Consider the following 12385-nt stretch of genomic DNA (forward strand, 5'->3'; position numbering starts at 1 on the left):
GGAAGACATGAAATCAATTAAATATGCTTTGTTAACCCTAGTAGCGATCGCGTTTTGGGGACTAATTTGCTTATCCAACTCAACTTCGGTTGTCTCTCAACCAACAGTACAGCTTAAAACCGAGCCACCACTAGAACAGGTGATTCCAGATGATACGGTAGTTAAACTGCAACTTCAGGCAGTCGATACTAACAAACAGCCTTTACCCAATGCTAAGGTTCGGGTTCGCATCTTAACCCCAAACAAAACCCCCTGGTTTACTTCAGATTTTCCCATAGTCGAGGAAACAGAATTACTCAATTTAGAAGCGATCGCTCCTCAAGGCAATCTAGAGTTCGAGCAAGTATTACCGATTCGCGGTAACTACAGTATGAAAATAGGAGTAACTCCTCAAGTTAAAGGGACATTCGAGGCTTTTGAACAATCCTTAACCTTAAGTATCCCCGAAAATGCTGTGAAATATCGCAATCTGGCAATTTTAGCTGCTATTTTGTTAAGCACTGGCTTTGGTGGCGGTTGGCTCTTAGGTGGCGAGCAAAATGTACGTGATGGGGAAATTGCGCCTCAACCAGTAAGAATGTTGTTAAGTAGCATGACAGTAGTGGCGATCGCAGTTTTATTTTTGGTTAACTGGAGTGCAGAAACAGCAGCACATCATAGTGCAGGCGATGCGGTTACGTCTTCTACTCCTTCTGCAATTATTAACAAGAATCAAGCAGTACAAGTAGAGTTATTAGGAAATACCCAAGGGGTTGTCGGTAATTTAGCGACTAAAACAGTTCAAGTTACCAATTCCACCACAGGCAAACCAGTAACGGATGTGCAAATTGGTGTTCAGTCAATTGCTTTAGAGAATAACGCATTGATGTTTGCCTATCAAGGTATTCCCGATACTACGGGTAAATTGACTTGGCAAGAACAGTTTTTTGATGGCGCACCCCACAACGTGACAGTAGAAGTTACTCCTTTAGAAAATTCTTCTCAGCAGTTTACGCCATTAAAGATATCTCAGGAAATAGAAGTAGAAGCTATTGCTCCGCCACTATTACGTCGGTTTATCAGTCTGTTATATTTTACCCTTATTTTTGTGGTGGGATTAATCGCAGGATTATGGAGACGGAGACGGCAAAAAGTGCCAGTTTCCTAGTTTGAATATGCGATCTAATTTCTTCTTGACATTAGAGTTAACTCTAAGGTTTAAGCTAAATCTAGAACTCCAATTTCAAGAGGAAAAAGAGATGACAAAACGATTAGTAGAAGTATTTGTAGCTGGTTGTCCTCTATGCGATGAAACTGTCAAGCTGGTGCGAGAATTAGCTTGTTCTAATTGCGAGGTGAAAATCTACGATCTACATCAGGAAAGTGCAGCAGAAAAAGAAAAAAGGACACAATATGGAATTTATCGCGTTCCTGCGGTAGTAGTAAATGGCAAACTAGCAGAGTGCTGTTCCTCTCAACAGCCTGTATCTCGCGAGATGCTTGTAGCTGCTGGTATTGGTCAAGGTTAAGGCAAAATGGCAGGTAAAGAAGGCTGGTTGATTGGCGAGTTAAGCGATCGCGTGGGGGTATCGGCTCATACCATCCGTTATTACGAACGCTTGGGATTACTTGAACCTCCCAGGCGCACCGAATCACAATATCGCATCTATGGTCAAGAAAATGAAGAACGCTTGCGCTTCATTCAAAAAGCCAAGAGATTTGGACTTTCCCTAGATGAAATAAAACAACTAATTGCTATTAGAACTCAAGGAACACCTCCTTGTGCCAGTCTCAAAACAATGGTCAAGCAACGCTTAGACGATTTAAACCGCCAAATTGAGGAAATGATGTCTTTACGTCAAGAATTAGCCAGTCGGTACGAGGAAATTAGTAAATTATTACCCAATGCGTCTACTCTCCCGACTGAAGAAATCTGTCAGGGTAAAATCTGCGGGCTAATCGAATCTATTGAGTGATTCAGCTAAAAATGATGAACCCTAAAACCGCTCTCATCGTTAGTATAAGTGGCACAATTCTGGTGGCTCTTTGCTGCTTTACTCCGATTCTAGTTATTCTTTTAGGAGCAATTGGTTTGAGTGCGCTAGTAGGTTATCTTGACTACGTTTTATTGCCAGCCTTGTTGATCATGCTTGCCTTAACTGTTCTTTCCTACAGTCGTTATCGTCGTTGCTATGAGCGTCATAAATAATTTATCATGACTGAAACTTGTTGTTGCCCTCCCCAGCAAACTTCCTGGGATAAAACTTGTCCTAGAAATGGAATAAGAGGAAAAATGGTTCAAACTATTACCTTAAAAAGTTTGCTCATACCTTCAGCTTTAGAAAACCTCAATCCAAATACAGCTTATTATTTCTGTACTGCACCAGATTGTCCTGTAGTTTATTTTAATGAAGAGGGTCAGACATTTAGCACCGAACAGGTAAAAGTTCCCGTATTTCAGAAGGATAAGGGTTTAAATGTACCTGTATGTTACTGTTTTGGCTGGAGTCGCAGTCGCATCCAACAGGAAATTATCAAGACGGGTAAAAGCAGTGCCGAGACTAATATCCGCAGTCACATCCAAGCTGGACGCTGCGGTTGCGAAGTAAATAATCCTCAAGGAAGCTGTTGCTTGGATAATGTTCGACAACTAGCGCAAAACTATGAACATTAATGAAGTCAAAGTCAAAACTCAATACGATCGCCTTGCTGATATTTACGATTTACGCTGGCGCAACTACATCGTCAACACACTTACCTTCCTGCACAACTGGGAGGAGATTGAACCACAGTCTACAATTCTAGATGTTGCTTGTGGTACAGGTGAATTTGAACGACTTTTGCTCAATCAAAATCCGACACAAAAAATTACAGGAATTGATATATCAGAGAAGATGTTGAATATAGCCAGGGAAAAATATCGGGCTTATCCTAACATTGAATTTCATCAAGCCTCAGTTCATTCATTGCCCTTTGCTAGTGAATCTTTTGATGTGGTGGTATGCGCTAATGCTTTTCATTATTTTGATGAACCTGAAGTAGCATTAGCAGAAATGAAAAGAGTGCTAAAACCCAATGGCAAGGTAATTATTCTCGACTGGAATAAAGATTATCCAGTATGTAGAATCTGCGACTGGCTCTTACAAATTTTCGATCCCGCTCATCAACAATGCTATACACAAGACCAATTACATCAGCTCTTGCTATCTGCTGATTTTAAAATTTACCGTGCAACTAAAGTTCGTTTTGGAGTTATTTGGGGACTGATGGCTGTTACGGTTTTATCATCTAAAATTAGCTGATTTTTGACAATCGCGATCGCAGAGAAAGAGCGAACCTCTCGCTCGTTGTGCCAGCGAAGCCGAGCTAGTAGTAAGATTTACTACAATTAGAGAATGTCACTGGTATTTAGGCAGTCGAATTATAAAGTTACTTCCTTTACCAATCTCACTTTGTACTTCCAGACTGCCGTTGTGGGCTAGAGCGATCGCCCTTGCTATAGCTAACCCTAATCCAGAACCACCTTGACTTCTAGAACGAGCTTTATCTACTCGATAGAAGCGGTCAAAGATGCGTTTTTGTTCGTTTTTAGCAATACCGATGCCCGTGTCTCGAACAGAAATTACTGCCTGACGATGTTCTTCTGTCAGACTGATAATGACTTGACCCCCTGCGGTCGTGTACTGAATCGCGTTTGTTACCAGATTAGTAATCAAACGATATAGCTGAGTGCGATCGCCAATTATCTCGATAGGTTGAGATACTTTAATTTGGGAACTAAACTCAATTTCTGAAGCCATTGCCAAAGCTGCCAAATCTTCTTCTACTTCAATAATTAAGTTTGCTAGAGCAACTTTTTCTCTTTTTTTGCGAGAGTTGTTGCTATTTATCTCCCCATCGATACGACACAGGATTAATAGATCTGCTACCAAATAAGATAATCGCTTGTTCTGTCTCACGATATTTTTGAGGGTATCCTTGGCTCGATCCTCAGATAAATTGGGCAGCATGAGATCGGATTGAGCCGTTGCTTGAATAGCTGCGAGGGGTGTTCTCAGTTCATGGGCAGCATCGGCGGTAAACTGCTGCATCTGCTGATAGGATTGGTATATCGGGCGGATTGCTAAACCTGAGAACCACCAGCTAGCAGACATTACTAATAACACCACTAAAGGCATTCCCAACAGTAAGATCGACTTAACATTAGCAACATAGCGATCGACATCTTGGAGACTTCTACCAACTTGAAGATAACCCCAATTCTTACCTTGTTGAGTGTGTAAAAGAAAAGAAATTTGCCGATAGCGAGTACCTTTAACATCGGTTAAAGTTTGCCACTCCTGCTGGTTAGATACCTGGGGTAATTCAGGCTGCATTCCTGCTACAGCTACTGAATCCCCTGATAAATCGAAGAGACGTAAATAATATTTGTCTTGTCCAATTACCCCTAATTTATAAGATTGAAAACGAGCTTGATTGTAACAACCTGTTTCGACGAGACAAGTATCGGGTAATAACTCTTTTACTTCTGGTTCTATTTTCCCTGGCTGCTTGAGAATAGGTAAAAAACTGTCATGAAGAGTCCCCGCCACCGATTTTAGTTCTTGATTAATGGTAATACGATGAGCATGGGCAACAGCTTCACAAACTCCCAAGGCACAAATCAAGAGAACTATGCCTAGTATGGCTGCATACCAGCTAGCTAATTGCCAGCGCGATCTTGAAAAAAGTCGGTTTTGCTTCACATCCAATAAAATTAGTCTTTCTCCAAAAGCACTTAGAGCCAAAAACTGACGACTGATGCGTTAATAAATCGGCTTTATGGTTTGAAACGATAACCCAGTCCGTATACAGTTTCTAGCATCTCATCGCATCCATATTTGGTCAACTTGCGTCTTAGCAAACATACCTGGGCTGCTACTACATTACTAGGTGGTTCTGCCCCAAATTCCCATAAACGGTCTAAAAGCTGTTCGCTGGTAACGATTTGTTCGGGATGCTGCATAAAATACTCTAACAACTGAAATTCTTTTTTGGTCAGTAATACCTGTATTTCTCCCGATTCTTCTTGCAACCAAAAGGTATTAGTACCGTAATCTAAACTGAGATTTCCTACTTGTAACCGTTGGGGTTGTAATTGAGGAGTTCTTCTTTGTAAAGCTCTCAATCTTGCTAATAATTCTGGCATATCGAAGGGTTTAACTAAATAATCATCTGCTCCTGCATCTAAGCCTGTTATTTTGTCCTCCATGCTGTCTTTTGCCGTCAACATCAGAATGGGTAAAGGCTTTTGCTGCTGCCTAACCCGCTTGGTTAATTCTATTCCCGATATTCCAGGTAACAGCCAGTCAAAAATCCCCAGATGATATTCCTTCAGCTTAAAGTAATCCCAAGCATCAAGACCATCTACAGCCCAATCTACAACATGATTGCTGCGATCTAAACTCTGCTTGATAGCAGCCCCTAAATCTGGTTCATCTTCGACTAGCAATATTCTCATACAAGACATTGGTTCTAGATTATCAAGAGTTTTCGAGACAGATATAGCTGCTCAAATCCATAAATATTTATTCTGACATGAAGTTATTAAATAGGGATGAAAAAACTTTTTTTGGACAAAAATATTCAATTTCATTCTGATTTAATTATTCTATGCAAAAGTTGCAATTAATCAATTATTGCTTTTGTAAGCATACAAATAACTAATCAAATTACTTTAATTCTCAGAAAAAAAGATTGGTTTTTGGCTCTTATTTAATGTGCTTAACTCCCATAAACAAACAGTTTTTGAGGATTTAATTTAGCAATAATGATTAATAATTGTTAATTTTTGGACGCAAGATCATGTCAAATAAATTATTTATATCTTCTGTAATGGCAATTTCTACTATGGTTTTTGGAGCTAATTATTTGGTTTCTAAACCTGTAAATGCAGTGGAACTACTCGACGGACAAAAAGCTTTTGAAAGCTCTCCTCGCCTAACTCGCGCTGCTGCCACTTTTAGCAATCGCAATAATCCTGGAGCCAAATATCAATTTACGATTGAAGTTCCCGAAGATGCAGGAGAGGCTTTAAAATCGGTCAAGATTACTCAGAAGGAAAATTCCGATACTGTTGTTTTCAAAGCAGACAAGACTAAAGCGTCACTGGGCAACAGTTTATCAGGCGATAATATTCCTCTGACTGCGGTGGAGAAAGAGTCCAAGCCTGGAGACATAATTGTTCTCTTTGATACTCCTGTAGAGCCAGGAAATACAGTCACAATATCCATCAAACCAAAGCAGAATCCTTCGGTTGATGGAGTCTATTTATTTGGTGTTACCGCCTTTCCTACTGGAGAAAATAGCCCTGGGCTATATTTGGGTTCTGGTCAAATTCACATCACCAAATAATACTTTTAGGAACGAGAGCGATCGCTTCTCACCACTACAATCTACAACCAACTCAAGAGATTTCATGCTGATTTAATACTCTTGTGTCATCTTGGTTTAAAGATACGACTTTAGCTTGCAACTTTGCCCATGACCGCAAATACTACGAAGAATCAAGACGACGAGCGCGTTCCCTTGCCCCCATTCGAGGGTAAACGTCTTCCGTCGACGCGGGGTCGCTCGTCAATGTCAGATGACAATGAGAACTCGCTAGAAGATTCTCAAAAATCCAAATCTGTAACCGAAGAGGTTACGTATCCTTCAACTGTCGAACCAGAAAAATTAACAGAAACCGATTCTCAGCAGGATTCAGCTTCTAATTTTAAACTGGGCAAAACCCTTTTAGGATTAGGAGTTTTCGTCCTCCTGACGGGAAATATCTTGGTCTTAACCAACCACCTAAAGCCTTCTAGTTCGATGGCAGGGATGGAAGGAATGGATCATGGGGATATGTCTATGGAAGACATGATGGCGGTGGATGGTTCGTTTAATCCCAATCCTGTGCGGGTAGAAACCGTTAAACCCCAGGTGTTAGAAGCCAGTGTTAGCTATACAGGAACAATTAAACCTTATGAAGAAATTATGGTTTATCCCCGTGTGGCAGGACAACTGACGAACTATTCTGTCTATCCAGGCGATCGCGTTACCGCAGGACAACCTATAGCTACCTTGGATGCTTCGGAATTAACTACGGGAGTAGCTGAAGCAGCAGCAGAGGTTAGCACGATGGAAACCGATCTGGAGATGAGCAAAATTGAGGTAGACGAACAAAGAAGCGCGATCGCCCAGATTGAAGCCGATTTAGATTATCTCAACCTGAAAAAAGACCGCTTTGCCCGACTGGTTAAGGATAGGGTGATTTCCCAAGATGAGTTTGATGTAGTCGATAGCGAAGTCAGAAGTAAAGAAGCTGCCCTCAAACAAGCACGGGTTAAATTAGCGCGAATGGAAGCTCAGGTAACTAATAACCGAGCCAAGATTAACCAAGCCAAAGCTAAAGTCGATACTGCTAAGGTTATGCAGGGTTACACCACCATTAATTCTCCCATTTCGGGCATCGTGCAGGAACGGAACATCGATCCTGGGGTGGTGGTTCAACCCAGTATGGGCATTGTTAAAATCGGCAACTACGATCGGGTACGCTTACAGGCTAATGTCGCCCAGAGTGATGCCGTTAATATTCGTCCTGGGGCAACAGTGGTTGCTACTATTCCTGGTAGTAATATTGCGCCAATCAAAGGTAAAACTACCAGCATCTTTCCCCAAGCCAACAGTCAAACTCGCACCGTAACGGTAGAGGCGGTAATTGATAATCCCGACGGACAATTACTTTCTGGTAAGTTCCTCGAAATGCAAATTGTCACTGCCCGTAAACCTAATGCCATTACTATTCCCCAAGCTGCGGTGGTGGAATTTCAAGACCAACCTTCAGTTTGGGTAGTTGAAGGAGATACGGTAACAGCCCAACCAATAACATTAGGAATGTCTACAGGAGACAGAATAGAAGTTATCAGTGGCTTAGAGTCGGGACAAGCGGTAGTAACTTCGGGTCAAAATCGCTTGGTAGAAAATGCCCCCGTAGCGGTTATCAACCAGTCCGAACAATTTATACCAACGAATAAAGCTGCTAACCAGGACATTCAAATTCAGTTAATCAGTCCCGATAATAACGAGGTAGCAATGGGTGATGTCCAATTAATACTGGAAGTGAAAGACGATCGGGGTCAACCGATAGAGGTAAAAGATTTAGAGGTTAGCGCATCAATGCCCATGAAAAACATGGCACCGATGACGGCAAAAGTAGAAGTCCAACCCGCAGATAAACCTGGTCGCTTTCAAGTCGATACCTATCTCAGCATGAAAGGAGACTGGACGATTACTGCCCAAGTTAAAGACCCGAAAAATAAAGGTAAGCAAGAGTTTACTGTCAAAGTTCAGTAGCAATTCAAAGCTGCAAAAGTTTTCCCCTTAGCCCATAAAACAAACTATTCCAGCCAGGGACAGTTTGCCTATACAAATTTTTATCTACTAACTAAAAATACCAACCATGAAAAAACTAATCTTAATTCTACTTCCCCTAAGTTTACTCGCGATCGCCTGTAGTCCCGCTCAAAGTGATACTAATGTTACTTTTACTGCTTCAACGGAAAAGGCACAAAATAAACAAGCCAATACAGCTACCGTAAATTTAGTTAGTCCCGAACCCCAAACAGAAATCCCTATGGGTGAAGCCGAGATGATTTTAGAAGTGGTAGATAGCAATGGCGAACCAGTAAAAGTAGAAACCTTAGATGTCAGCGCGACTATGCCAATGGACGGCATGGAAGACATGATTGGCAACGTAGAAGTTACACCAGCAGACGAACCTGGTCGTTTTAAAGCGACTACCTATTTTGGAATGCAGGGAACTTGGAATATAGTTGCCAGCGTGAAAGATCCTCAATATCAAGCGAACCAAGAATTTACTTTTGAAGTGAAATAGTTTGATTTCTCTAACTAGCAAAGTCATTTAATCTGCCCCAAGTCTCTACTCCATGAAAACCTTTTTTACTCGTTGGTCAATCCGCAACCCTGTAATTACTGTCGCCCTCTATATCGGGGTGCTGATTCTTTCTGTTCTCACCTTAATAGTCATTCCCGTGCGGATGATGCCCTACGTGCAGAGTCCTCTGGTAGCAGTAATTACCAGAACTCCAGGTTCTTCGCCAATGGAAGTGGAAACCTATATCAGCAAACCCATTGAGCAACGCATGACTGTTCTGGATGGGGTGCGTTTTGTGCGTTCTAGTTCCCAGCAAGATTTATCGCTGGTGACGTTGCAATTTGCCTGGGGTGGGGACATTAATAAAGCGGTTCGGGATGTGCAAAGCGTGATGAAATCGGCGGAGGGAGATTTGCCGATGGATGGGATCAATACCCGTTCTTATTGGGTGTTGCCCATCGATCCATTAAACCGTCCCGTGCTGACTCTGGCATTTAAAGCTGAGGGTTGGGATCGGGTAAAGTTAAGAGAGTTTGCCGATAATACCCTAGTCGATCGCCTGACTAGCGTGCAGGATGTACAGTCTGTTTTCATTACAGGGGGTTATCGCCGACAGCTACAGGTAATAGTCGATCGCCAGAAGCTAGCAGCCTACGGACTTTCGATTCTTCAGGTTAGAGATGCGATCGATAATAATAATGTCAGTAAGGGTGCAGGGGTATTAACTCAAGGTGAGGAAGAAATCTTAGTACGGGCAGACGATCGCGCTCTTAATGCCCAAGTAGTTAGGAATTATCCCATCTTGGAAATGGACGGGCAGATTGTCTATGTTCGAGATGTGGCAGAAGTAAGGGATACTTATGAAGAACGACGCAGTGCCTATCGTTATAATGGGGAATCTGCTTTAGCAGTTAATGTCATTCAAAAACCTGATTCTAGTTCCCCACAAGTAATTGCCAGAGTGAGAAAGGAACTGGAAAAAATTGAATCTCAGTATCCAGGGTTAGAGTTTGAAGAGGCTTATGATAACTCTTTCTTAGTAGAGTTAATCAAAGATAGCACTACAGGAGAATTATTAATCAGTGTGGCATTGGCGGGGTTAGTAATTCTGCTGTTTTTAGAAGATTTTCGGGCAACGGCGATCGTCATGATTTCTATTCCCACTACTCTCGCTCTTTCCATGCTGCCCTTTATTCCTTCCTCGATGTCCCTCAACTCTTCAACTTTAGTGGGGATGATGATGGCAATTGGGAAATTGGTGGATGATTCGATTATTGTCATTGACTCGATTGATCGCAAGTTAAAAGAAGATAAAACACCCCGACAAGCAGCCATTCAAGGTACGGGTGAAGTATTTCTCGCCAGTGCTGCTGCTAGCTTGGTGATGATTGCAGCTTTAATGCCTACCATTCTCTCTGGTGGTTTGACGGGGTTGATGTTTGCAGGGTTAATCTTACCGATGGTGTTTGCTTTTATTGCCTCGCTGTTGGTTTCAATTACCCTGATTCCTCTATTGGCAGCTTTTTTCCTCAAACCAATCGGGGAAACACAGGGAAATCGTAAGACATGGTTGCAATGGTTATTAACTCCTTTCCGTTTGGGTTTTGAGGCATTAGAAAAGGGTTACGGTTGGTTATTAGATATCTGCTTGAAAAATCGGGAAATTACCCTAGCGATCGCTACTGCTACCATTGTGTTAGCCTTTGCTCTTTATCCCCTAGTTCCTCAAGAGATGATGCCTCTGGGAGATTCGGGACAATTTATGGCAACCATCGAACTAGAAGCAGGAGCATCTTTTGAACGAACCAACCAGGTAGCACAACAGTTTGAATCGATACTGTTAGAACAGCCTGAAATTGAAAAAGTATCTTCTAATGTTGGTTTTGAAATGACTCGTAACAGTACCTACTTTAGCGGTTACAGTATGGGTAGCGTTAATACAGCTTCGGCGATCGTCACTCTCAAAGATTTGAATGAACGTAACCGTGATATTTGGCAGATTATGGATGGGGTGGAAGCTGAGGCTCGTCGCACTATCCCTGGTTTACGGCGCATTGCCATTAAGGAAATGGGGGTAGACGTAATGGCAACTTCTGCTGCACCGATTCAAATTGCGGTATACGGCGAAGATTTAGATGTTCTTTACCCTCTAGCAGAAAAAGTCTTAAAAATTGCCGAAGACACCCCTGGATTGGTAATGGCACATACCAGTTCTTCTCTATCTCAACCCGAATATAAACTAGAGATAGATCGCCGTCGCGCTCAGGAATTGGGCTTAAATATCGAACAAGTAGCCGAACAAGCCCGTTACGCTCTCAATGGTGGTTTTACTCGTAAATATTATAATCGTCCCAACCTCAGACAGAATGATATTTTAGTCCGCTACCACCAAAGCGATCGCGCTTACGGTCAGAATCTCGCTGCTACCTACATTACAACCCCCAACGGACAGCAAGTACCTTTAAGTACCGTTGCCACTTTAAAACGGGAATTTGGTCCGACTTTAATCGAACACATTAACGGCAAACGAGTAGTCTACGTCAACGGTTACTATCGTAAATCCAGTCCTGCTTCGATGGATTTATCAATGGCGATCGCTATGCGGGCGGGAGAAGAATTAGATTTCCCTCCAGGCTACGGTTTAGATTCGATGGGGGATATGACCGATATGATGATTGAATTTGATCGCCTTCTTAAAGGGTTAATCGTTTCCATCATTTTGATTTACTTAATCTTGGTAATTCAATTCGGTTCGTTTATTCAACCCTTAGTTATGATGCTGTCAATTCCCCTACAGTTAATCGGCGTATTTGGCGCATTGTTACTGGCAAAACAAACTCTTTCGACAGTTTCAATCTTGGGAATAATTATTCTTTCTGGTATTTCCGTCTCTGCTGCCATTTTGCTACTAGAATTAATCCTTACTAAGCGACAGGAAGGTGTACCCAGAGCCGAAGCCATCCGCCAAGCTGGACCAGTGCGACTCAAAGCCATCTTTATGACCACCCTAACCACCATGATTGTGATTGTCCGATTGGCATTTTATCCCGAAACGGGCATGGATGCCTATTCTCCCATTGCCACAGTGATTTTGGGTGGACTGACTGTTTCTACTCTGCTGACTTTAATAGTGATTCCCATTGTTTATACCTTAGTTGATGACATTACTCAGGGATTAGCTATGTTTAAAAGGAGGCGATCGCCTAAATCGGTTACTGAGTTACAATAAAATGGTTGCTATATCAGAGAATATGTTGAGTGTGGCTAGGGAAAAATATCAGACTTATCCTAACGTTGAATTTCATCAAGCCTCAGTTCATTCACTGCCCTTTGCTAGTCAATCTTTTGATGTAGTAGTATCAGCTAAATTTGAAATTAACCGTGCTACTAAAGTTCGTTTTGGGGTTATTTGGGGACTGATGGCTGTGACTGCTGTACCATCTGAAATAAGTTAAGTAAAACAAAAATATCATACTTTAATAATTTGCATTT

Annotated in this window: 13 protein-coding genes; 11 read left to right on the forward strand and 2 right to left on the reverse strand. The window is 41.9% G+C overall.

Annotation, left to right across the window (positions count from 1 at the left end; all coding sequences use genetic code 11):
* Window positions 1–7: 7 nt before the first annotated feature.
* The 6 genes from STA7437_RS24285 (at window position 8) to STA7437_RS24310 (ending at window position 3281) form a co-directional block, all read left to right on the forward strand.
* Window positions 8–1147: a hypothetical protein gene (locus STA7437_RS24285; protein WP_015195741.1), complete on the forward strand. Its 1140-nt coding sequence runs from the start codon at window positions 8–10 to the stop codon at window positions 1145–1147.
* 91 nt (window positions 1148–1238) lie between these two features.
* Window positions 1239–1508, forward strand: coding sequence for a thioredoxin family protein (locus tag STA7437_RS24290; RefSeq protein ID WP_015195742.1), 270 nt, complete (start codon window positions 1239–1241; stop codon window positions 1506–1508).
* 6 nt (window positions 1509–1514) lie between these two features.
* Window positions 1515–1955, forward strand: coding sequence for a heavy metal-responsive transcriptional regulator (locus STA7437_RS24295; RefSeq protein WP_015195743.1), 441 nt, complete (start codon window positions 1515–1517; stop codon window positions 1953–1955).
* Window positions 1956–1966: 11 nt separating this feature from the next.
* Window positions 1967–2188, forward strand: a complete 222-nt coding sequence (gene merF, locus STA7437_RS24300; RefSeq protein ID WP_015195744.1) for a mercury resistance system transport protein MerF — start codon at window positions 1967–1969, stop codon at window positions 2186–2188.
* Between the two features lie 6 nt (window positions 2189–2194).
* Window positions 2195–2653, forward strand: a complete 459-nt coding sequence (locus STA7437_RS24305; RefSeq protein WP_015195745.1) for a putative iron-sulfur cluster-binding metallochaperone — start codon at window positions 2195–2197, stop codon at window positions 2651–2653.
* Entirely contained in the window at window positions 2643–3281 is a 639-nt protein-coding gene (locus tag STA7437_RS24310; protein WP_015195746.1) for a class I SAM-dependent methyltransferase, read from the forward strand. Before STA7437_RS24305 ends, STA7437_RS24310 begins: the two co-directional genes overlap by 11 nt.
* Window positions 3282–3377: 96 nt before the next feature.
* Here the strand turns inward: STA7437_RS24310 and rppB are convergent, their stop codons facing one another.
* Together rppB and rppA are read right to left on the reverse strand one after the other, a co-directional pair.
* Window positions 3378–4724 (reverse strand): two-component system sensor histidine kinase RppB, encoded by a 1347-nt coding sequence (gene rppB / locus STA7437_RS24315; protein WP_041620700.1) that lies wholly within the window; start codon window positions 4722–4724, stop codon window positions 3378–3380.
* 74 nt (window positions 4725–4798) lie between these two features.
* Entirely contained in the window at window positions 4799–5479 is a 681-nt protein-coding gene (gene rppA, locus STA7437_RS24320; protein ID WP_041620670.1) for a two-component system response regulator RppA, read from the reverse strand.
* Window positions 5480–5823: 344 nt separating this feature from the next.
* Between rppA and STA7437_RS24325 the strand changes: the two genes are divergently transcribed.
* The 5 genes from STA7437_RS24325 to STA7437_RS24345 all read left to right on the forward strand — a co-directional run bounded on the left by STA7437_RS24325 (window position 5824) and on the right by STA7437_RS24345 (window position 12348).
* Window positions 5824–6372, forward strand: a complete 549-nt coding sequence (locus tag STA7437_RS24325) for a DUF2808 domain-containing protein (RefSeq protein WP_015195749.1) — start codon at window positions 5824–5826, stop codon at window positions 6370–6372.
* A gap of 129 nt (window positions 6373–6501) precedes the next feature.
* The gene (locus STA7437_RS24330; RefSeq protein ID WP_015195750.1) at window positions 6502–8352 is read left to right on the forward strand and encodes an efflux RND transporter periplasmic adaptor subunit; all 1851 of its coding nucleotides are present in this window, start codon (window positions 6502–6504) and stop codon (window positions 8350–8352) included.
* 106 nt (window positions 8353–8458) lie between these two features.
* Complete coding sequence (locus tag STA7437_RS24335; protein ID WP_015195751.1) at window positions 8459–8893, forward strand: FixH family protein; 435 nt, start codon at window positions 8459–8461, stop codon at window positions 8891–8893.
* 52 nt (window positions 8894–8945) lie between these two features.
* Window positions 8946–12122 (forward strand): efflux RND transporter permease subunit, encoded by a 3177-nt coding sequence (locus tag STA7437_RS24340; RefSeq protein WP_015195752.1) that lies wholly within the window; start codon window positions 8946–8948, stop codon window positions 12120–12122.
* A gap of 1 nt (window position 12123) precedes the next feature.
* On the forward strand, window positions 12124–12348 hold the full coding sequence (locus STA7437_RS24345; RefSeq protein ID WP_041620674.1) for a class I SAM-dependent methyltransferase: 225 nt from the start codon (window positions 12124–12126) through the stop codon (window positions 12346–12348).
* The last annotated feature ends 37 nt before the right edge of the window (window positions 12349–12385 follow it).

It is taken from the genome of Stanieria cyanosphaera PCC 7437, assembly GCF_000317575.1.
GTDB classification, from domain to species: domain Bacteria; phylum Cyanobacteriota; class Cyanobacteriia; order Cyanobacteriales; family Xenococcaceae; genus Stanieria; species Stanieria cyanosphaera.

What these genes read in the sequence shown, in the direction of transcription:
- STA7437_RS24285 (WP_015195741.1), top strand. Translation starts at nt 8, where the DNA reads ATGAAATCAATTAAATATGCTTTGTTAACCCTAGTAGCGATCGCGTTT.
- STA7437_RS24290 (WP_015195742.1), top strand. Translation starts at nt 1,239, where the DNA reads ATGACAAAACGATTAGTAGAAGTATTTGTAGCTGGTTGTCCTCTATGC.
- STA7437_RS24295 (WP_015195743.1), top strand. Translation starts at nt 1,515, where the DNA reads ATGGCAGGTAAAGAAGGCTGGTTGATTGGCGAGTTAAGCGATCGCGTG.
- merF (WP_015195744.1), top strand. Translation starts at nt 1,967, where the DNA reads ATGATGAACCCTAAAACCGCTCTCATCGTTAGTATAAGTGGCACAATT.
- STA7437_RS24305 (WP_015195745.1), top strand. Translation starts at nt 2,195, where the DNA reads ATGACTGAAACTTGTTGTTGCCCTCCCCAGCAAACTTCCTGGGATAAA.
- STA7437_RS24310 (WP_015195746.1), top strand. Translation starts at nt 2,643, where the DNA reads ATGAACATTAATGAAGTCAAAGTCAAAACTCAATACGATCGCCTTGCT.
- rppA (WP_041620670.1), bottom strand. Translation starts at nt 5,479, where the DNA reads ATGAGAATATTGCTAGTCGAAGATGAACCAGATTTAGGGGCTGCTATC.
- STA7437_RS24325 (WP_015195749.1), top strand. Translation starts at nt 5,824, where the DNA reads ATGTCAAATAAATTATTTATATCTTCTGTAATGGCAATTTCTACTATG.
- STA7437_RS24330 (WP_015195750.1), top strand. Translation starts at nt 6,502, where the DNA reads ATGACCGCAAATACTACGAAGAATCAAGACGACGAGCGCGTTCCCTTG.
- STA7437_RS24335 (WP_015195751.1), top strand. Translation starts at nt 8,459, where the DNA reads ATGAAAAAACTAATCTTAATTCTACTTCCCCTAAGTTTACTCGCGATC.
- STA7437_RS24340 (WP_015195752.1), top strand. Translation starts at nt 8,946, where the DNA reads ATGAAAACCTTTTTTACTCGTTGGTCAATCCGCAACCCTGTAATTACT.
- STA7437_RS24345 (WP_041620674.1), top strand. Translation starts at nt 12,124, where the DNA reads ATGGTTGCTATATCAGAGAATATGTTGAGTGTGGCTAGGGAAAAATAT.